The sequence below is a fragment of the Mesorhizobium sp. M6A.T.Cr.TU.014.01.1.1 genome (assembly GCF_004022765.1).
Lineage (GTDB): Bacteria > Pseudomonadota > Alphaproteobacteria > Rhizobiales > Rhizobiaceae > Mesorhizobium > Mesorhizobium mediterraneum.
This window is the reverse complement of record NZ_RZPG01000011.1, coordinates 103,284-123,448: the sequence shown is the minus strand read 5'-3', so window position 1 is coordinate 123,448 and position 20,165 is coordinate 103,284. Positions and strand designations below refer to the sequence as shown.

Annotated in this window: 17 protein-coding genes; 13 read left to right on the top strand and 4 right to left on the bottom strand. The window is 64.0% G+C overall.

The genetic code is table 11. The annotated features are described in order from the left end of the window. Window positions 1-88: 88 nt before the first annotated feature. From aroA to EN885_RS14765, 4 genes are all read left to right on the top strand, one after another. A complete protein-coding gene (gene aroA, locus EN885_RS14785) occupies window positions 89-1,447 on the top strand; it encodes a 3-phosphoshikimate 1-carboxyvinyltransferase (protein ID WP_128242333.1) in 1,359 nt (452 codons plus the stop codon). A gap of 275 nt (window positions 1,448-1,722) precedes the next feature. After that, window positions 1,723-2,373, top strand: a complete 651-nt coding sequence (cmk, locus tag EN885_RS14775; protein ID WP_128242332.1) for a (d)CMP kinase — start codon at window positions 1,723-1,725, stop codon at window positions 2,371-2,373. 206 nt (window positions 2,374-2,579) lie between these two features. Next, window positions 2,580-4,277, top strand: coding sequence for a 30S ribosomal protein S1 (gene rpsA / locus EN885_RS14770; protein WP_095484345.1), 1,698 nt, complete (start codon window positions 2,580-2,582; stop codon window positions 4,275-4,277). Between the two features lie 216 nt (window positions 4,278-4,493). Beyond that, the gene (locus tag EN885_RS14765; RefSeq protein WP_128242331.1) at window positions 4,494-4,796 is read left to right on the top strand and encodes a hypothetical protein; all 303 of its coding nucleotides are present in this window, start codon (window positions 4,494-4,496) and stop codon (window positions 4,794-4,796) included. Between the two features lie 57 nt (window positions 4,797-4,853). Here EN885_RS14765 and EN885_RS14760 read toward each other — a convergent pair whose 3' ends face one another. From EN885_RS14760 to EN885_RS14750, 3 genes are all read right to left on the bottom strand, one after another. Beyond that, window positions 4,854-5,561, bottom strand: a complete 708-nt coding sequence (locus tag EN885_RS14760; protein WP_095484348.1) for an SDR family NAD(P)-dependent oxidoreductase — start codon at window positions 5,559-5,561, stop codon at window positions 4,854-4,856. Between the two features lie 162 nt (window positions 5,562-5,723). After that, window positions 5,724-7,304 carry a 5-guanidino-2-oxopentanoate decarboxylase gene (locus EN885_RS14755; RefSeq protein ID WP_128242330.1) on the bottom strand — a complete coding sequence of 527 codons (1,581 nt, stop codon included), beginning with the start codon at window positions 7,302-7,304 and terminating at the stop codon, window positions 5,724-5,726. Then, a complete protein-coding gene (locus EN885_RS14750) occupies window positions 7,301-8,149 on the bottom strand; it encodes an arginine deiminase family protein (RefSeq protein WP_164897851.1) in 849 nt (282 codons plus the stop codon). Before EN885_RS14750 ends, EN885_RS14755 begins: the two co-directional genes overlap by 4 nt. 219 nt (window positions 8,150-8,368) lie before the next feature. Here EN885_RS14750 and EN885_RS14745 point away from each other — a divergent pair, with 219 nt between their 5' ends. From EN885_RS14745 to EN885_RS14715, 7 genes are all read left to right on the top strand, one after another. Beyond that, window positions 8,369-9,181 carry an ABC transporter ATP-binding protein gene (locus EN885_RS14745; protein WP_127206019.1) on the top strand — a complete coding sequence of 271 codons (813 nt, stop codon included), beginning with the start codon at window positions 8,369-8,371 and terminating at the stop codon, window positions 9,179-9,181. A 50-nt stretch (window positions 9,182-9,231) separates the two neighbouring features. Beyond that, a complete protein-coding gene (locus EN885_RS14740) occupies window positions 9,232-10,026 on the top strand; it encodes a transporter substrate-binding domain-containing protein (protein ID WP_095484352.1) in 795 nt (264 codons plus the stop codon). 212 nt (window positions 10,027-10,238) lie between these two features. Further along, window positions 10,239-10,904, top strand: coding sequence for an ABC transporter permease (locus EN885_RS14735; protein ID WP_095484354.1), 666 nt, complete (start codon window positions 10,239-10,241; stop codon window positions 10,902-10,904). Further along, a complete protein-coding gene (locus tag EN885_RS14730; protein ID WP_128242328.1) occupies window positions 10,904-11,713 on the top strand; it encodes an ABC transporter permease in 810 nt (269 codons plus the stop codon). The genes EN885_RS14735 and EN885_RS14730 overlap by 1 nt, the downstream gene beginning before the upstream one ends. A 94-nt stretch (window positions 11,714-11,807) precedes the next feature. Then, window positions 11,808-12,809: an Ldh family oxidoreductase gene (locus EN885_RS14725; protein ID WP_126103912.1), complete on the top strand. Its 1,002-nt coding sequence runs from the start codon at window positions 11,808-11,810 to the stop codon at window positions 12,807-12,809. 340 nt (window positions 12,810-13,149) lie between these two features. Then, entirely contained in the window at window positions 13,150-13,602 is a 453-nt protein-coding gene (locus EN885_RS14720) for a DoxX family protein (protein WP_127289961.1), read from the top strand. 134 nt (window positions 13,603-13,736) lie between these two features. After that, window positions 13,737-14,711 carry a complex I NDUFA9 subunit family protein gene (locus EN885_RS14715; protein WP_127289959.1) on the top strand — a complete coding sequence of 325 codons (975 nt, stop codon included), beginning with the start codon at window positions 13,737-13,739 and terminating at the stop codon, window positions 14,709-14,711. A gap of 16 nt (window positions 14,712-14,727) precedes the next feature. Here the strand turns inward: EN885_RS14715 and EN885_RS14710 are convergent, their stop codons facing one another. Beyond that, window positions 14,728-16,098, bottom strand: a complete 1,371-nt coding sequence (locus tag EN885_RS14710) for a cytochrome P450 (RefSeq protein ID WP_128242327.1) — start codon at window positions 16,096-16,098, stop codon at window positions 14,728-14,730. A 345-nt stretch (window positions 16,099-16,443) separates the two neighbouring features. Here EN885_RS14710 and gyrB point away from each other — a divergent pair, with 345 nt between their 5' ends. Continuing rightward, window positions 16,444-18,915 (top strand): DNA topoisomerase (ATP-hydrolyzing) subunit B, encoded by a 2,472-nt coding sequence (gyrB, locus tag EN885_RS14705; protein WP_127206009.1) that lies wholly within the window; start codon window positions 16,444-16,446, stop codon window positions 18,913-18,915. Between the two features lie 255 nt (window positions 18,916-19,170). Then, the gene (locus EN885_RS14700) at window positions 19,171-20,088 is read left to right on the top strand and encodes a hypothetical protein (RefSeq protein WP_095484363.1); all 918 of its coding nucleotides are present in this window, start codon (window positions 19,171-19,173) and stop codon (window positions 20,086-20,088) included. Window positions 20,089-20,165: the final 77 nt, after the last annotated feature.

The window sequence follows — 20,165 nt, the reverse complement described above, 5'->3', positions numbered from 1 at the left end:
GGGATGACCATTTCGGTCCGCCGTGATACGAGACCGCCCAAACCAAAAGAAAAGGCCGGCTGCCGGCGTTTGATCCAGGGAAAACCCCATGTCGCACACTGCCGCCCCGAAACCGGCCACCGCTCGCAAATCGTTAGCGCTTTCAGGCACGGCGCGGGTGCCCGGCGACAAGTCGATCTCGCACCGCTCGTTCATGTTCGGCGGCCTCGCCTCCGGCGAGACCCGCATCACCGGCCTGCTGGAAGGCGAGGATGTGATGCGCACCGGCGCGGCGATGAAGGCGATGGGCGCGCATATAGAAAAGCACGGCACTGAGTGGGTGATCCGCGGCACCGGCAACGGCGCGCTGCTGCAACCGGAAGGTCCGCTCGATTTCGGCAATGCCGGCACCGGCTCGCGCCTCACCATGGGCCTGGTCGGCACCTACGACATGGAAACGACCTTCATCGGCGACGCTTCGCTGTCCGGCCGGCCGATGGGCCGCGTGCTCGAGCCGCTGCGCCAGATGGGCGTGCAGGTGCTGAAGGCGACGCCCGGCGACCGCATGCCGATCACGCTGCACGGGCCCAAGCACGCAGCACCCATCACCTACCGCGTGCCGATGGCCTCGGCGCAGGTGAAGTCGGCGGTGCTGCTCGCCGGGCTGAACACGCCCGGCGTCACAACCGTCATCGAGCCGGTGATGACGCGCGACCACACCGAGAAGATGCTGAAGGGATTCGGCGCCAATCTGTCGGTCGAGACCGACGAGCGCGGCGTGCGCCACATCTTCATCGAGGGCCAGGGCAAGCTCACGGGACAGACGATCGCGGTGCCGGGCGACCCGTCCTCGGCCGGCTTCCCGCTGGTGGCGGCGCTGATCGTGCCGGGCTCGGACATTACAATCGAAAACGTGCTTATGAACCCGACCCGCACCGGGCTTCTGTTGACGCTGCAGGAAATGGGCGCCCGGATCGACATTCTCGACCCGCGCAACGAAGGCGGCGAAGATGTCGCCGATCTGCGCGTGCGCTATTCCGAGCTGAAGGGCGTCACCGTGCCACCCGAACGGGCGCCGACGATGATCGACGAATATCCGGTGCTTGCGGTTGCAGCGAGCTTCGCCGAGGGCGAGACCCTGATGCTGGGGCTGGAAGAACTGCGGGTGAAGGAATCCGACCGGCTGTCGGCCGTCGCCGAAGGGCTGAAGCTCAACGGCGTCGACTGCGCCGAGGGGGAGGCCACACTGGCGGTGCGTGGAAAGCCCGGCGGCAAAGGGCTTGGCAGACATCCCAATGGACGCAACACCGTCGTCCAGACCCATCTCGACCACCGCATTGCCATGAGCTTTCTGGTGATGGGGCTGGCAGCGGAAAAGCCTGTCACCGTCGACGACCAGGCGATGATCGCGACCAGCTTTCCCGAGTTCATGGGGCTTATGAAGAGGCTGGGGGCGGAGATCGAGTGACAGTTGATGGCAATCAATAGCCTTGAAGGTTGGGGCCAAACTGAAACGTCGGCGGGACAGCGCCCCCCTCTGTCCTGCCGGACATCTCCTCCACAAGGAGGGAGATCGGCAGCTTCGGCGCTCCGCTCAATCCTGCAACGTAGACAATTGGCGAAAGCCGCGGTGACCGCCAATCTCCCCCCAAGTGGGGGAGATGTCCGGCAGGACAGAGGGGGGCGCGAAGGATCGCCACGCCTATCTGGATCATTATGCTTTTCGGTTACGGTGGGCGGCGAATGAGCACCCCCTTCACCATCGCCATCGACGGACCCGCCGGCGCCGGCAAAGGCACGCTGGCGCGGCGGCTGGCCGACCACTACCGACTGAACCTGCTCGACACCGGCCTCACCTATCGCGCGGTGGCGCATGCGCTGCTTCGGCTCGGCCTGCCGCTCGACAATGTCTCGGCCGCCGAAACCGCTGCCCGCCAGGTCGATCTGGCAAAGCTCGACCGGTCGGTGCTGTCGGCGCATGCGGTCGGCGAGGCGGCTTCGAAAGTGGCTGTCATCCCGTCGGTGCGGCGCATACTGGTCGAAAAGCAGCGCGATTTCGCCAAGGCGCCGCCGGGCGCCGTGCTCGACGGCCGCGACATCGGCACTGTCGTCTGCCCCGATGCCGACATAAAACTCTATGTGACGGCGAGCGCCGAAGTGCGGGCACAGCGACGGCTGGCCGAGATCGAGAGCATCGGCGGCACCGCCGATTTCACCGAGATCCTGGCCGATATTCTGCGCCGCGACGAGCGCGACATGGGCCGCGCCGACTCGCCGCTGAAGCCGGCCGCCGATGCGCACTTGCTCGACACGTCGGAAATGGCTATAGAAGCCGCGTTTCTTGCGGCCAAGGCGATCATCGACGACGTTCTGGCCAAGAGAAACAAAGCCTGAGCCGGGTTTTCGTCCCGTTGCCGATTGCCGGCGGCGAAAAGATACCCATATCGGGCACGAACCAGCCTGCCAGCATTCTTCATGCGCCGGAATTTGCCGCTTAGGCGGCCAAGGGCTTTTTGCAAGCCCGGAACGCCGGCAGGCCAACGCAACGCTAACCCACGGCGCCCGCCCCGCGACAGATGCGGGGCATTCCAGGAGAAACTATGTCAGTTGCAAATCCCACTCGCGATGATTTCGCGAGCCTGCTCGAAGAATCTTTTTCCGCCGGCCATTCCGGCGAAGGCCAAGTCGTCAAGGGCACGATCACCGCGATCGAAAAGGACATGGCTATCATCGACGTCGGCCTCAAGGTCGAAGGCCGCGTGCCGCTGAAGGAATTCGGCGTCAAGGGCAAGGACTCGACGCTCAAGGTCGGCGACACGGTCGAAGTCTATGTCGAGCGCATCGAGAACGCGCTTGGCGAAGCGATGCTTTCCCGTGAAAAGGCCCGCCGCGAAGAGAGCTGGGTCCGCCTCGAAGAGAAGTTCACCAAGGGCGAGCGCGTCGAAGGCGTCATCTTCAACCAGGTCAAGGGCGGCTTCACCGTCGATCTCGACGGCGCCGTGGCCTTCCTGCCGCGCAGCCAGGTCGACATCCGCCCGATCCGCGACGTCTCGCCGCTGATGCACAACCCGCAGCCCTTCGAGATCCTGAAGATGGATCGCCGCCGCGGCAACATCGTGGTGTCGCGCCGCACCGTGCTCGAGGAAAGCCGCGCCGAGCAGCGTTCGGAAATCGTGCAGAACCTCGAAGAGGGCCAAGTGGTCGAAGGCGTCGTCAAGAACATCACCGACTATGGTGCGTTCGTCGACCTCGGCGGCATCGACGGCCTGCTGCATGTCACCGACATGGCATGGCGCCGTGTCAACCATCCGACCGAAATCCTCAACATCGGCCAGACGGTCAAGGTGCAGATCATCCGCATCAACCAGGAAACCCACCGCATCTCGCTCGGCATGAAGCAGCTCGAGAGCGATCCGTGGTCCGAGATCGGAACGAAATTCCCGATCGGCAAGAAGATCAAGGGCACCGTCACCAACATCACCGACTACGGCGCGTTCGTCGAGCTGGAGCCGGGCATCGAGGGCCTCATCCACGTTTCGGAAATGTCGTGGACGAAGAAGAACGTGCATCCCGGCAAGATCCTGTCGACGACGCAGGAAGTCGACGTGGTGGTGCTCGAGGTCGATCCGGCCAAGCGCCGCATCTCGCTCGGCCTCAAGCAGACGCTCGAGAACCCGTGGCAGGCTTTCGCCAGCAGCCATCCGGTCGGCAGCCAGGTCGAGGGCGAGGTCAAGAACAAGACCGAGTTCGGCCTGTTCATCGGCCTCGAAGGCGATGTCGACGGCATGGTCCATCTTTCCGACCTCGACTGGACCCGTCCGGGCGAGCAGGTGATCGAGGAGTACAATCGCGGCGACATGGTCAAGGCGCAGGTGCTCGACGTCGACATCGACAAGGAGCGCATCTCACTCGGCATCAAGCAGCTGGCCAAGGACACGGCCGGCGAGGCAGCGACTTCAGGCGAACTGCGCAAGAACGCGGTTGTCACCTGCGAGGTCACCGGCGTCAAGGATGGCGGTCTGGAAGTGCGGCTGGTCGACAGCGGCATCGAGACCTTCATCAAGCGCTCCGACCTCAGCCGTGACCGCGACGAGCAGCGCCCCGAGCGCTTCACGGTCGGCCAGAAGGTCGACGCCCGCGTCATCGCCTTCGACAAGAAGACCCGCAAGCTGCAGGTCTCGATCAAGGCGCTGGAAATCGCCGAGGAGAAGGAAGCGGTCGCTCAGTACGGCTCGACCGACTCCGGCGCTTCGCTGGGCGACATTCTGGGTGCCGCGCTGAAGAAGCAGGGCAGCTAAGTCTGCAAACGCCACGCCTAGCGCGCGGCTCGAACACACAACCCGCGGACCGAAAGGTTCGCGGGTTTTTTTCATGATCGCGAGGAGTCGCGCAATGTCACTGGGTGGTCCGGCAACCGGTCGTGCTTGAAACGGCCGACGGAGCCTATAGTCTGCCGCATCGGCTCGAAAGATCGGCCTGAATATTTATGCGAAACGATCGGAGGCGCGAGCCCTTTGATCCGCACCGGTTTTAGTCTTGCAATCCTGTTGATCGGCACGATCGCTGTATCGGCGGCCCTGCCACCCTTCTGGCAACGCAAAGCCGAAATCCAGGCAATACTCGACAGCGGCGCCCTCGCCGGCGTGCTGGAAAGGCGCGGCCCGATCGACGCGGTCGAGCGTGTGGGAAACGACCATTACCGGGTGCGGGCCGGCGGCTGCGCACTCGACGTGCTGATCGTCGACGATGCCAGCGCGGCCGTGATGCCGGGACCGCGCAAGTTCTTGCTCAAGCTCGGCGAGCTCGTCTGCAAATGAGCCGCCGGATGACGCTGATTTTCCAGCGAGTCCTCGGCCCGATCCGATACCGGCCAATCAGGCCCTGCCGTAAAGCGGCACCAGTGTGCCGCTCATCGCCAGATTGGCCGGCGAAGCGAGGTATGCAATGGCCTCAGCGGCAGCTTCCAGGCTGACCCATTTGCTGAAATCGGCAGCCGGCATGTCAGCCCGGGTAGCCGGCGTATCGAGGGTCGAGGGCGCGACCGCATTGACCAGGATGCCCTTGCCCTTGAGTTCTTCCGCCATCGCCACCGTCATTGCCGCGACCGCCGCCTTGCTGGCGGCATAGGCGACCATGCCGGAACCGCGCCGCAGGTCGAGCCCGGCGCGCGCCGTGACATTGACGATGCGGCCCGACACGGAAGATTCCAGCATCGAGCGTATCGCCGCGCGGCAGCACAGGAAGGTGGTACGGGCGTTGGTGTCCATCATTTCTGCAAAGGACGCGGGCTCGATCTTCTCGACCGGCGCGGCGGTGAAGCCGCCGGCCAGATGGATGGATGCCCACAAATCCGTAACACTGGCGTAGAACGCATCGACCTTGGCGGGGTCGGCGAGATCGACATTGTGCGCCAGCCGGACGCGCTCATGGGCCGGGAAGGGAAAATGCGCAGGCGCGGCAGCATGGGCATTGGGCACATGGCAGATCGCGCCCTGCTCCAGCAGTTTGCCGACAACCGCGCCACCGAGCGCTCCGGTGCCGCCGGTCACCACAATATGCCTGCCGTCCAGTGTGTCCGTCATCTTCGACCGCTCCAGTCATTCATATGCCGCGCCGCCGCCGAAGGGTCGCGCCTTTCGCGCGATCACTCAACCGAAATCTCGATGACACAGCGTCGCTTGTGCGCGTCAAGCCGTCGGCTATCCATCGAAGATCGTATCTCCAAGCAGACGCTGCCACAGCACTCAATCGACAGTGATCTCGATGACATACGGCAGTCCGGTCGCCCGCGCGCGCTTAAGTGCGTCTGCCAGATGACCGATGCCGGCGAGTCGCTCGGCGGCAATGCCATAGGCTTCGGCCAGCTTGCAGAAATCAGGCGGCGCCGGCGATACGCCGACCGGCTCGACGCCGACATCGAGCATCGAGGTTTCGATTTCGCGATAGCCGCGATTGTTCCAGACGACGAAGATCACCGGCGCCGCAGCATCGAGCGCGGCTCCCAGTTCCGGCAGCGTGAACTGAAACCCACCGTCGCCGGTGAGACAAACGACCGGCGCATCGGGCACGGCAAGGGCCGCACCGATCGCGGCCGCCGGACCATAGCCCAGCGCGCCGAAGCCGGTGGCGGCGTTGAACCAGCCGCCCGGGCGGTCGTGGTCGTAATAGAGGTTGGCGGCATAGACCGGCTGGGTCGAATCGCCGACGATGATCGAGCCCGGCAATGCATCACGGATCACCTCGACGGCGCGGGTTTGCGCTTGGAGACCCGGGCTGATTTCGGCGAACGCGGCTTGCCTGGTCGCAGCGGCGCGAGCCTGACCGTCGCCCGATGGCGCCTGGTCCCTACCAATTTCTGAAAGCAGCGCCTCGAGGGCTACGCCACAATCGGCCTGGATCGAAATCGTAGCTGGTCGGCGGGCAAGCTGGTCGGCGCCGATGTCGATGCGGATGAGATTGGTAGGCAGGACAAAGCCGCCATCGCCATATCCATCATAGTCGGTCGGGCCGAACTCGGTGCCGGCGGCGATGACCAGGTCGGCGTCGGCAATCAGCGCGCGCACCGCCTTCAGGCTGGGGCTGGCCGGCACGGCAAGCGAATGGCGGTGCAGCAGGCCGCGGGCATTGGCGGTCTGAACCACTGGTGCTCCCAGCCTTTCGGCGAGGCGCTGTAACGGCGCTTCGGCTCTCCTGGCGCCGCCGCCGGCAAGGATCAGCGGTCGGCTGGCAGCCGCGCAAAGTCTTGCCGCCTCTGCTATCGCCGCCGCATCCGGTTCGGGCGGCGCTACATTCGTCAGCAAAGCCGCGATGCCATCGGCCGGCTTGACCATAATATCGGTTGGGATCTCAATATGGACCGGACCGGGACGCGAGGACGAAAACAGGGCGAAGGCGCGGGCGAGCACGCCGGGCAGTTCGCCAGCCTCGGTGACACGGTGCGAGAATAGCGCGACCTTCTCCATCATGCCGCGCTGGTCGGGCAGCTCGTGCAGATGGCCGAGGCCCTTGCCCAGTGTCGGCGTGGCGTTGACGCCTGAGATCACCAGCATCGGAACCGAATCGGCGCGGGCCTGGCCCATGGCGGTGATGGTGTTGGTCAGCCCCGGCCCGGTGATGACGAAGGCGACGCCCGGCCTGCCGCTGGCGCGCGCATAGCCGTCGGCCATGAAGCCGGCGCCCTGTTCGTGGCGCGGCGTGACGTGGCGGATCTTCGAGCGCGCCAGCCCGCGATAGAGTTCGACCGTATGCACACCCGGAATGCCGAAGACGGTGTCGACATCATGGGCCTCGAGCAAAGTGATGAGCGCTTCGCCGATTGTCGTCATTGTCTGAGCACCGGACGTGTAAGGCAAGTCGGGCCGCCCTCACAGGCGATACACAGCGCGTCCGCCTCGAAGGTCGAAACCCTGCAGCCGGCGGCCGCCATGGCCGCCGCGGTCTTCGGGAAGCCGGCGACGGCGATCACGTCGCGCGGCGTGGTCGGCAGCACATTGAGGCTGAGTCCGTTGGAGGCGAAGAACTCCTGCGCGTCGCCCTCGACCAGGCGAATGCCGCGCGCCCGCAGCATCTGGTAGAAGGCAGCCGGCAAAAGCGGTGCATAGACCAGCGCCAGATCGTCGGCGAGCGGACTGATCACCGACATCAGATGCAGGCATGCCTCCTCGCCGTGCCAGAGCGGCAGGTCGTAACCGTAGACCTGGATACCTTTGGGTGAGAGCAGGTTAGCGAGTTGCTGGATGCCCTCCTGGTTGGTGCGCACGCCGCGGCCGACGGCCAGAGTCCTTGTATCCAGCCAGACGCAGTCGCCGCCCTCGACCTGTCCGGGATGCTCGATGCGACCAAGGACAGGCACGCCCATGCGCCTGTAGGCCGCCTCGTGCAGGCCGGGCTCGGCCCGGCGCAGCGCCTTGCCCATGGCAAGGATGATGGCGCCGTGGTCGGTCATCAGCGACGGATCGTGGGTGAAGACGGAATCGGCAAGCCCGTCGTCGGCGTCGGTCAGCCATTCGATCTCGGCGCCAGATGCCGAAACCAGCGTCGTCAGCGCCTCATGCTGGGCAGCCGCCTTTTGCGGATCGAAGCCGGGGCCATAGTGCCATTCCGATGCTTCGGCGCGGTGCATGGCGCTTGCGGCGGACCGCATCAGCACGCGCTGCAGGGGCCCGGCCATGGACTGCGACCCGTATGCTTTACCCACCAAGTACTCCTGAAACATCCCATCCAGCCAATAGCTACTCAGCGAGCCGTGATCAATGGTCCAAAAAGCATGGTTGACGGAGGCAAGCGGAACGGTCCATCTTGAGAATGAGAAGTTTGTCCAGTGATGGGTAATGAGTAAAAGATTCCAGCAGCGACGGGTCCAGCCGCTTCGTGAGGCACCGAAAAGGTGATAGCGCAAGGCACGGCCCCCGCCCTGAAGCACACGGCGCAGAACAGCGCCGCCGAAGCCATCCATGTCGAGAACCTGCATAAGAAATTCGGCGAACTGCATGTGCTGAAGGGTGTTTCGCTGTCGGCGCGCGACGGCGAGGTCATCGCCATCATCGGCGGCAGCGGCTCGGGCAAGTCGACGCTGCTGCGCTGCATCAATTGCCTGGAGAATCCGACCAGCGGCATCGTACGCGTCAATGGCGAGGAGATCCGGATGAAGGCCGACAGCCATGGCCACACGGTTCCCGCCGACCGCAAGCAGATCGAGCGCATCCGCTCCAAGCTCGGCATGGTTTTCCAGAATTTCAATCTGTGGAGCCACATGACGCTGATCGAGAACGTCATCGAGGTTCCGGTGCATGTTCTTGGCGTCAAGCGCGAGGTGGCTATCGCCGAGGCCGAAAAGCTGCTCGCCCGCGTCGGCCTGGCCGAGAAGCGTGACGTCTATCCGGCCTATCTGTCGGGTGGCCAGCAGCAGCGCGCGGCCATCGCCCGGGCGCTGGCCATCAATCCGCGCGTCATGCTGTTCGACGAGCCGACCTCGGCGCTCGACCCGGAACTGATCGGCGAGGTGCTGAAGGTGATCGGCGATCTGGCGCGCGAGGGCCGCACCATGGTGCTGGTCACCCATGAGATGAAGTTTGCCCGCGAGGTCGCGACGCATGTCGTCTATCTCTATAACGGGTTGGTCGAGGAAGAGGGACCGCCGGAGCAGATCTTCGGCGCTCCAAAATCCGAAAGGCTGAAGCAATTCATCCGCAACATCGGTTAAGCCGAGGCGGATGGACAAACGGGAACAACAACAAACTGGGAGTTATTGAAATGAAGACCGTTCTGAAGACATTTGCCGCAGCGCTGTTGCTCGGCGTTGCCGCGATGGGCGTGGCCAAGGCCGATCCGGTCAAGATCGGTGTCGCCGCCGAACCTTATCCGCCGTTCACCTCGCCGGATGCCTCGGGCAAATGGGTCGGCTGGGAGATCGAATTCATCGACGCGGTCTGCGCCGAGCAGAAGCTCGACTGCGTCATCACGCCTGTCGCCTGGGACGGCATCATCCCGGCGCTGACGACCAAGAAGATCGACGTTATCGCCAGCTCCATGTCGATCACCGACGAGCGCAAGAAGACGATCGACTTCTCCGACAAGTATTACAACACGCCGACGGCCATCATCGGTCCGAAGGACCAGAAGTTCGGCGCTTCCCCGGAAGATCTCAAGGGCAAGATCATCGGCGTCCAGGTTTCGACCGTGCATGCCGACTACGTCAAGAAGCACTTCACCGAAGCCGCGGAAATCAAGGAATATCAAACCCAGGACGAGGCCAATCAGGATCTTGCCGCCGGTCGCGTTGATGCGGTGCAGGCCGATTCTATCGCGCTCGATGCCTTCCTGAAATCGGATCAGGGCAAGCAATGCTGCGATATGAAGGGCACGGTCGCGCCGGATCTGGCAATCCTCGGGCCCGGTGTCGGCGCTGGCGTCCGCAAGGAAGACACCGAGCTGAAGGAGAAGATCAACGCCGGCATCAAGGCGATCCGCGCCAACGGCAAATATGACGAGATTTCGAAGAAATACTTCGATTTCGACATTTACGGCGCCGACACACAGTCGAACTGACGGCATCCCTGAGCGAATAACCACGCGGCGCGGACAGCGCGCCGTGTGGCTTCGTCGAAATCCACCCATGCAAGCTTTCCGCTGACGGTATCGCCAGCGGTTTTGGCGCCAGCAATTCGGGGGCGACGCTGATCGACGCATTTCTTCCGGCCTCTGCGGCCCGCATCATCGAACTTCTTTCGCCGACGCCGCCTGGCTGGGGCGGAACACTTCTGGTCGGACTTCTCCACTCCGTCGAGATCGCTGCCGGTGCGTTCGGCCTCGGCCTCGTGATCGGCATTTGCGGTGCGTATGGCAAGCTCTACGGCGGACCCGTGGTGCGCGATCTGCTGGCGGTCTACACGACGATCGTCCGCGCCGTGCCGGAGCTGGTGCTGATCCTGCTGCTCTATTATGCAGGCACCGATTTGATCAACCAGCTGCTGACGGCGATGGGGTATCAGCGCATCGACATCAGCGGGCTGGTGGCCGGCATTGCCGTGCTCGGCTTCGTCCAGGGCGCCTATTCGACCGAGGTGATGCGCGGCGCGATCCTTGCCATCCCACAAGGCCAGATCGAGGCCGCAAGAGCCTTTGGCATGTCTCCCGGCCTCCTGCTGCGACGCATCACGCTGCCGGCGATGCTGCCCTTCGCCATACCAGGCCTTGCCAATCTCTGGCTGATCGCCACCAAGGACACCGCCCTGCTCGCAGTCGTCGGCTTCTTCGAACTGACATTGGCCACGCGGCAAGCGGCGGGCGTAACCAAAGCCTATCTCACATTCTTCCTCGCCGCAGGCATGATCTATCTTCTGTTGACGCTGGTCTCCAATCTGATCATCGGCCGCATCGAGGCCCGGGCTCGGCGCGGCATGCCTTCCGTCAAGGAGGCGCGTTGATGGCTGTCGAAGCGACCATCGTCAACGTAGCCGCCCGCGCGTCGCTGTGGCTGCAGCCGCACCGCATCGTGCTGGTCCTGATCGGGCTGGCTCTGGTTCTGGCCGCCGCCTTCTTCATGCGCTGGGACTGGCTGCCGCAATATTATGAAATGGCGCTTGTCGGGATCTGGCGCACGCTCTGGATCCTGGCCGTCACCTGCATACTGGGCTTCACGCTCGCAGTGCCGCTCGGGCTGGCGCAGGCGGCCGGCCCCTTCTGGCTCGCGGCGCCCGCAAAGACTTTCTGCACCGTCATCAGGGGAACGCCGCTGCTGCTGCAGCTCTGGCTGCTCTACTATGGGCTCGGCTCGCTGTTTCCACAGTATCCATGGATTCGCGAATCCTGGATGTGGCCGTATCTCAGGCAAGCGTGGCCCTACGGCGTCCTGGCGCTGACCTTGTCCTTCGCCGGTTATGAGGGCGAGGTGATGCGAGGCGCCTTTGCCGGGGTGCCGAAGGGCCAGCTCGAGGCCGCCCGCGCGTTCGGCATGAGCCGCTGGAAGATCCTCCGGCGGATCTGGCTGCCGCAAGCCTTTTACCGGGCGCTGCCGACGCTGACCGGCGAAACCGTGCTGCAGTTGAAATCGACGCCGCTGGTGGCGACCATCAGCGTGATCGACATATTCGCCGTCTCGTCCAAGGTGAGGCAGGGCACCTTCCTCACCTATGAACCCTTGCTGCTCCTGGCGTTGATCTATATGGCGATCACCGGCATCCTGGTCTTCGCCCTCGGCAAGATCGAGGCGCGGATCCCGAACAAGATCGGCTAGGGTTTTTAGTGAGTAGTCGGTAGTGAGTAGTGCGTAGGCAGTCGCTCACACTACTCACTAAATCCCTACTCACTACTCACTAGAGGCACTCACAATGCAACTCAGTCTCGACCAGGCGACAGGGCTGTGCCGGATGGCGGCGCTCGGCGCCGGCGCCAATGAAGAAGCGGCGCAGTCGCTCGCAGCCTCCATCGTAGCGGCCGAGGCGGAAGGTCTGTCGACGGTCGGGCTGTCGCATTTCATCGACTATCTCGAAGCGCTGGAGGCCGGCCGCATCGACGGCAAGGCCGAGCCGGTCATCACCAGGCCGGCTTTGGCGATCTATCTCTCCGACGCGCGTGGCGGTCTGGCGCATACGGGCTTCGACCGCACGATCGACGGTCTCGCCAAGGCGGCGCGCCTGTTCGGCGTCGCCATCTTTTCGCAGAAGAACGCCTATACATGCGGCGCACTCGGCTATTTCACCGGGCGGCTGGCCGCGCAGGGGCTGGTGTCCTTCGCCGCGACCAACGGACCGGCTGTGCTTGCCGGCTCGGGCTCGGTCAAGCCGGTCTACTGTACCAACCCGATGTCCTTCGCCGCGCCCGCCGCCGACGGAGCGCCACTGGTCATCGACCAATCGTCGAGCGCCACGGCTTTCGTCAACATCCGCAAGGCGGCCGAGGACGGCAAGAAAATTCCCGAAGGCTGGGCCTTGGACGTCAGCGGCAACCCGACCACCGATCCCGCTGCCGCCATGAAAGGCGCGATGCTTGCCTTCGGTGGCCAGCGCGGCGCCAACATCGCGCTGATGGTCGAAGTGCTGGCGGCGGGCCTATCGGGCGCCAACTGGTCGCTCGATGCACCATGGTTCACCGACGGACCGGATAGCCCGGGAACCGGCCTCTTCGTGCTGGCCGTCGAGCCCAAGCTGCTCGATCCGGATTTCGAGAAGCGCATGAAGGACCAACTCGACCGGTTGCGCCGCCGCTACGGCGTGCATGTGCCCGGCCGCGCCCGAGCCGAAGCGGCGGAGAAGGCGGCGGCACGGGGCATAACGGCGCCCAAGGCCGTGGTCCAACGCATCTCCGAATTCGCCGCCCGGTATTCTTCGTAGAAAGTTTGTCTGCGTTTTTTTCGCCGTCGTTGAACCTTTTTGCGCTGTGCCGCGACCAATGCCTGTCCGGGGTGGGGTTTGCCCGGGCGGTGACATCCGGGCCCGATGTGTCCAAGGCTGAGGCGGGCGTCTCACGTCGTCCTGATACCGTCTCAGGTCAGGCCGCCTCGTCGGACCTTGACGCCGACCATGGAAGTCACCCGGAAAACCCCGCTTCGGCGGGGTTTTCTGCGTTCTCTCGGATCTGATCGGTTAACATGCCTGTTTTGTCAACTTTTGTTCATTTGACTTTAACCGAGGTGGTCGGGTGTTTGCGCCGAGCAGCAAAAGAGGAGCCCCAATGTCCGCAAGCACCGACAATTCCAGCAGAAGCCTTTTCTTCCCAGCGCTTGGCAGCCTCTATGCGGCGCTGAACACCGCCTCCGAAACCATCCTGCGTGCCGTGGCCGGCATCTTCCTCACCATCCATGGCTCGCACAAGATCACCGATCCGTTCGGCGCCGCCGAGATGGTCGAAGGCCTCGGCTTCTATCCCGGCGCATTTTGGTCTCTGCTGCTGGCCTGCACCGAGTTCTTCGGCGGCATTTTCATCGCCATCGGCCTACTGACCCGCCCGGCCGCTTTCGCCGGAATGTTCGTGCTTCTGGTGACGGTGTGGTTCCACTGGGTCACCATGGGTCAGGGTTTTTCCGGCGCCGAGAAATCGCTGCTGTGGGCGGCGATCCTGTTCTTCTTCGTCATCCGCGGCGGCAACCGCCAATCGACCGACGCGCGCATCGGCAGAGCGTTCTGAACCAGCCGAAGCAGAGGCATCGGCGACAATTGATCGCCCTTTGCCTTTGATGCGAAACCGATTATGAAACGGCTTCAGCCAAGCCCCAGTAGATCTGGGCCCCAGTAAATCTGGAAACTGCGCCGGAGCCAGCAATGACCGAAATCCTGCAGACCCCAAAGCTCGTCGTCGTGTTTGGCGGCTCCGGCTTTGTCGGCCGCCACGTGGTGCGGGCGCTGGCCAGGCGCGGTTATCGCATCAGGGTCGCCTGCCGCCGGCCCGATCTCGCCGGCCATCTGCAGCCGCTCGGCAATGTCGGCCAGATCCAGCCGGTGCAGGCCAATGTTCGCGTGCGCTGGTCGGTAGACCGCGCCGTGCAGGGCGCCGACCATGTCGTCAACCTGGTGGCGATCCTGCATGAGAGCGGCCGGCAGAAATTCACATCCGTCCACGAATTCGGCGCCCGCGCCGTCGCCGAAGCGGCGCGCGCCGTCGGCGCCGGCCTCACCCATATCTCGGCGCTGGGCGCCGATCTGAACGCGCAATCGGACTATGCGCGCACCAAGGCGCTCGGTGAGAAAGCGGTCCTGGAAACCATCGGCGATGCCGTCATCTTGCGGCCGTCGATCAATTTCGGGCCGGAGGACAGCTTCTTCAACCGCTTCGCCAACATGGCGCGTTATTCGCCGGTGCTGCCGCTGATCGGCGGCGGGCAGACCAAATTCCAGCCGGTCTATGTCGGCGATGTCGCCGAAGCGGTGGCGCGCTCGGTCGATGGCAAGGTCCAGGGCGGCCGGGTCTATGAGCTTGGCGGACCGCAGGTGCTGACCTTCAAGGAATGCATGCAGGAAATGCTTGCCATGATCGACCGCAAACGGCTTCTGGTGTCGGTGCCGTGGTGGGTGGCGAACATGCAGGCATCGATCCTCGGGCTTTTGCCCAATCCGCTGCTGACCAAGGATCAGGTCCTGCAGCTGCGCGAGCACAACATCGTGTCGGACGCGGCCACCAGGGAAGACAGGACGCTCGCCGGCCTCGGCATCCAGCCGCAGTCGATCGGCAGTATCCTGCCGAGCTATCTCTGGCGCTACCGCGCCGCCGGCCAGTTCCAGCGCAAGACAGCGGCTTAGCCAATCAGGCGCTCCACTAAAAGCGCCGTGTGACCTGCATCGGCAGGCCGCCCTGCGGTTGCGTCGTCAGTTTCTGCACCGGCCATGGCTTGGTCTCGGCGGTGGTGTCGAAGCGAAACCGCGACAGCATGATGGCCAGCGCGATGATCGCCTCCTGCATGGCAAAGCTGGCGCCGATGCAGACGCGAGGGCCGGCGCCGAACGGCAAATATTGGAAGCGGTCGATCTTCTCGCGATTTCCCGGATGAAAGCGTTCGGGCATGAAGGCGTCAGGCCTGTCCCACAGCTTGCGATGACGGTGAACGACCCAGGGCATGACCAGCACCGCGGCGCGGCGCGGTATATAGAGGCCGTTCCAGGTTTCGGGCTCGATCGGCTCGCGATTGATCGATGGCGCCGGCGGATAGAGCCTGAGCGCTTCGTCGAACGCGGCGCGGGTGAACGGCATGGCGTCGAGCCACTTTGTCGGGTCGGGCTCGCGGGCCAGCACGGCGTCGATCTCGCGCTCGATCTTTTCGCGCTCCCAAGGCGCTTCGGCCAGGCAATAGAGCGTCCAGCCAAGTGCTCGCGCCGTGGTTTCGTGGCCGGCGCCGATGAAGGTGATGATGTTGTCCTCGACCTCGGCGCGCGTCAGCCCATCCGGACCCTCCGCCTTGAGCAAAAGCGTAAGAAAATCCTGTGGCACCTTGTCCGGATCGCGCTTGACCCGCTCTTCGCGCATCTTGACGGTGTCGGTGACGATCTTGCGGAAATAGGCCATGGTCTTGCGGCCGCGGATGCGGGTCAGGCGCGGCAGCCATTCGGGCGCCCGCAACAGGTCGAGCGGATCAACCCGACCCATGGTCTCGAACAACCGGTCGATCTCCTTGGCGAAGCTGCCCGGTTCGCCTGATATTTCGCCGGAAAACAGCGTCTCGGCCAGGATGTCGAAGGTAAGCAGCGTCATGTCATGGGCGATGTCCGACGTGCCGCCGCTCTCGTAGCGCGTTACGAACTCCCGCGTGCGCCTCAGCATCGGCTCGGCAAAACCGAAGATGTGGCGCGGCGTGAACACCGGCGCCATCGCCTTGCGTGAACGCCTCCATACCTCGCCTTCGGCGGTCAGCAGGCCGTCGCGCAGGATCGGCCGCAGGATCATCTGGCGCACCGTCGCCATCTTGTAGTTTTTGGCGTTGTCGACCAGCACGTGGCGGATCAGGCCGGGGTCGTTGGCGATGACCAGCGGCCCCCCGATGCCGATCACCGATATCCAGGGTTGGTTATAGGTCGGCTCGCCCCACAGTTCGAGCGGGTTGCGATAGACGATACGGATCATCTCCAGCGTCGAAGGCGGCGACGTGCGCGGTTTCGGCGCCGGCGGGACGAAGGGGGCGGGCTGACTGTCCATGGCGTGCTCCGCTGGTGAACTCAATGTAGGGGCTGGCAAGGCAACCGTCCATGTGGCCGAACGGCAAAGGCGAAGCATCCCGCTCCCGGATGTGACCGGAGCACCGCCAAGTGCCTGCTTGCCGGAACAGGCCGGCCTGCTCCTGTTGCCGCCGCTCTGTCCCCAACACCGGCTCGACTTCTCGGGTCCGATGCCCCAACCGGCCAGGCGTGCTCTTCCTCCATTCGGAAATGCTTGCAAACCTTGGAAAAACCGCCTTTTGCGCCTATATCTAGGGCATCAAGGACGCGCGATTCGGAGCCGATTTTTAGCGCTGGATATGCGGCATCAATCAGACAGGTTTTCATGAGCGATCAGATCGACAACGCCAGCGGCGCTGAGGCCGAGTACGGCGCCGATTCCATCAAGGTTTTGAAGGGGTTGGATGCCGTCCGCAAACGGCCGGGCATGTATATCGGCGATACCGACGACGGCTCGGGCCTGCATCACATGGTCTACGAGGTGGTCGACAACGCCATCGACGAGGCGCTGGCCGGCCATGCCGACCTCGTCACGGTGACGCTCAACCCCGACGGTTCGGTGACGGTCATCGACAATGGCCGCGGCATTCCGACCGATATCCATACCGGGGAAGGCATTTCGGCGGCCGAAGTGATCATGACGCAGCTGCATGCCGGCGGCAAGTTCGACCAGAACTCCTACAAAGTGTCCGGCGGCCTGCACGGCGTCGGCGTCTCGGTGGTCAACGCGCTGTCGGCCTGGCTGAAGCTGAAGATCCGCCGCAACGGCCAGATTTACGAGATGAGCTTCACGCACGGCAACGCCGACGCGCCACTGAGGGTCACCGGCACCTACGAGCAGCGCAAGGTTGCCGGCACCTATGAGGGGCGGAGCGGCAGCGAAATCACCTTTTTCCCGTCGTCCGAAACCTTTACCATGGTCGAGTTCGACTTCGGCACGCTGGAGCATCGGCTGCGCGAACTCGCCTTCCTGAATTCCGGCGTGCGAATCGTTCTGACCGATGCCCGCCATGCCGACGTCGTGCGCCATGAGCTGCACTATGATGGCGGGCTGGAGGAGTTCGTCAAATATCTCGACCGCGTCAAGAAACCGCTGATCGACAAGCCGATTGCGATCAAAGCCGAGCGCGACGGCATCACCGTCGAAGTCGCCATGTGGTGGAACGACAGCTACCACGAGAACGTGCTGGCCTTCACCAACAACATTCCGCAGCGCGACGGCGGCACGCACCTTGCCGGATTCCGTGGCGCGCTGACGCGCCAGATAACCGGCTATGGCGACTCCTCGGGCCTCACCAAGAAGGAGAAGGTGGCGCTGATCGGCGACGATTGCCGCGAAGGGCTGACGGCGGTGTTGTCGGTCAAGGTTCCCGACCCGAAATTCTCGTCACAGACCAAGGACAAGCTGGTCTCATCCGAAGTCCGCCCGGTGGTTGAAGGGCTCGTCAACGAGGCGCTCGGCACCTGGCTCGAGGAGCATCCGGCCGAGGGCAAGGTTGTCATCGACAAGGTCATCCAGGCGGCTGCGGCGCGCGAAGCCGCGCGCAAGGCGCGCGACATCACCCGCAAGAGCTCGCTCGGCGTCACCTCGCTGCCCGGCAAGCTGGCCGACTGCCAGGAACGCGACCCGGCGAAATCCGAAATCTTCATCGTCGAGGGCGACAGCGCCGGTGGCTCGGCCAAAGGTGGCCGTTCGCGGCAGAACCAGGCCATTCTTCCGCTGCGCGGCAAGATCCTCAATGTCGAGCGGGCCCGCTTCGACCGCATGCTCGGCTCCGACATGATCGGCACGCTGATCACCGCGCTCGGCACCTCGATCGGCAAGGACGAGTTCAACGCCGACAAGCTGCGTTACCACAAGATCATCCTGATGACCGACGCCGACGTCGACGGCGCCCACATCCGCACCTTGCTGCTGACGTTCTTCTTCCGGCAGATGCCGGAGCTGATCGAGCGCGGCCATCTCTATATCGCGCAGCCGCCGCTCTACAAGGTGACGCGCGGAAAGAGCTCGCAATACATCAAGGATGAAAGCGCCTTCGAGGAATTCCTGATCGGCTCGGGGCTGGAAGAGGCGTCGCTTGCGCTCAGCACCGGCGAGGTGCGGGCCGGACAGGACCTGCGCAGCGCCATCGACGATGCGCTGGCGGTGCGCCAGCTCATCAATGGGCTGCACACACGCTATAACAGAGGCGTGGTCGAGCAGGCGGCGATCGCGGGCGGGCTCAACCCGGAGGTTTTCGCCGATCTCGGCCGGGCCAACGCCATGGCCGAGCGTGTCGCCCGGCGTCTCGACATCATCGCCGAGGACACCGAACGCGGCTGGACCGGCCGCATGTCGACCTCGAACGAAGGCATCGGCGGCTATGTGTTCGAGCGCACGGTGCGCAGCGTCAAGGAGTTCGCGCATCTCGATCTCGCGCTGATCAATTCGGCCGATGCCCGCCAGCTCGACCGCTATGCGCCGCGCCTGGCAGAGGTCTATGGCGAGCCGCCGGTGCTGCGCCGCAAGGATGTGGCCGAAACCATCTCGGGACCGCTGGCACTGCTCAACGCCGTGTTTGCCACCGGACGCAAGGGCCTGACCATGCAGCGCTACAAGGGCCTCGGCGAGATGAACGCCGAGCAGCTCTGGGAAACCACGCTCGACCCGAATGTGCGCTCGCTGCTGCAGGTCAAGGTCAATGACGCGACGGACGCCGACTCGCTGTTTTCGCGACTGATGGGGGACGAGGTCGAACCCAGGCGCGAGTTCATCCAGGAAAACGCGCTGTCGGTCGCTAATCTGGATATCTGAAGCCCAAGCCGGGTGCTCAATTTCGGATGTTTGAGACATAATTGGTAGGCTTAAGCTTACCAAACATGTCTACCGCCCCCAACAAAGATCACTGAGGGCCGGCCGGAACGGAACGGCTTCCAAGGCATTGTAATCGATCAACGATCACAATAGCCGCAGGAGGCACTCATGGGACGTGGCATTTTGCTCTGGCTTCTCGGAGTCCCGATTCCGATCATTATTCTCATCATGCTTTTCGCACGGTAGGGGGCTGACATGCAGTCAACCCTAACGGCTGTCGACGTTTCCACGCCGACGGAATCCTCCTCCACCGCTGTCAGCTGGGGGCCGATCATTGCCGGCGCGTTCGCTGCCTCGACGCTGACCTTGATCCTGATGCTGCTCGGCTCCGGGCTCGGGCTGACCATGGTTTCGCCGTGGTCCGGCTTGAGCACCTCGGTCACAACTTTCGCGGCCTCCACCGCGGCGTGGCTGATCATCGTGCAGTGGCTGTCGTCGGCTCTCGGCGGCTATCTTGCCGGGCGGCTGCGCACCAAATGGGTCGGCGTCCACACCGATGAAGTCTTTTTCCGCGATACCGCTCACGGCTTCCTCGCTTGGGCGCTTGCGACCTTGCTCGTTGCCGCGGTGCTCGGTTCGGCGCTCTCCGCGGCTATCGGAACTGGTGTCCAGGCCGCTTCGACTGTCGCGTCTGGCGCGGCAATGGGCGCTTCGGCAGGTGCTAGTGCGAACGTCGGAAGCGGCTCGACCGACAACGCAACGTCGTACTTCGTCGATACGTTGTTCCGCCCGGCCGATGCGGCCAGGCTTGCTGCCGCCAATCCGGAGAGCGATGCGGCGGCCACGGCGCAGGCTTCACGCATTTTGATCGCGAGCGCAGCTGCAGGCGAAGTTTCGGCAGACGACAAGACCTATCTGTCGCAGTTGGTGGCTGCCCGCACGGGGCTGTCGGAACCGGATGCCAAGGCCCGTGTGGATGCGGTGATTGCCAGGGCACAGGAAACAAAGGTCCAGGCCCAGCAGGCCGCCGATACCGCCAGGAAGGCCGGTGCCAGTTTTGCGCTGGTTGGCGCGCTGTCCCTGGTCGTCGGCGCCTTCATCGCGAGCGCGGCGGCCGCCCTTGGCGGCAGGCAACGCGACGACGAGGAGGCGGTCTTCCTGACCAACCGTTGATCGGTGCTTGACGGTGCCCTCCATGCCGGACTGTGAGCCGGCATGGGCCTGTTGTTTTAATGGCGATCGCCATGGAT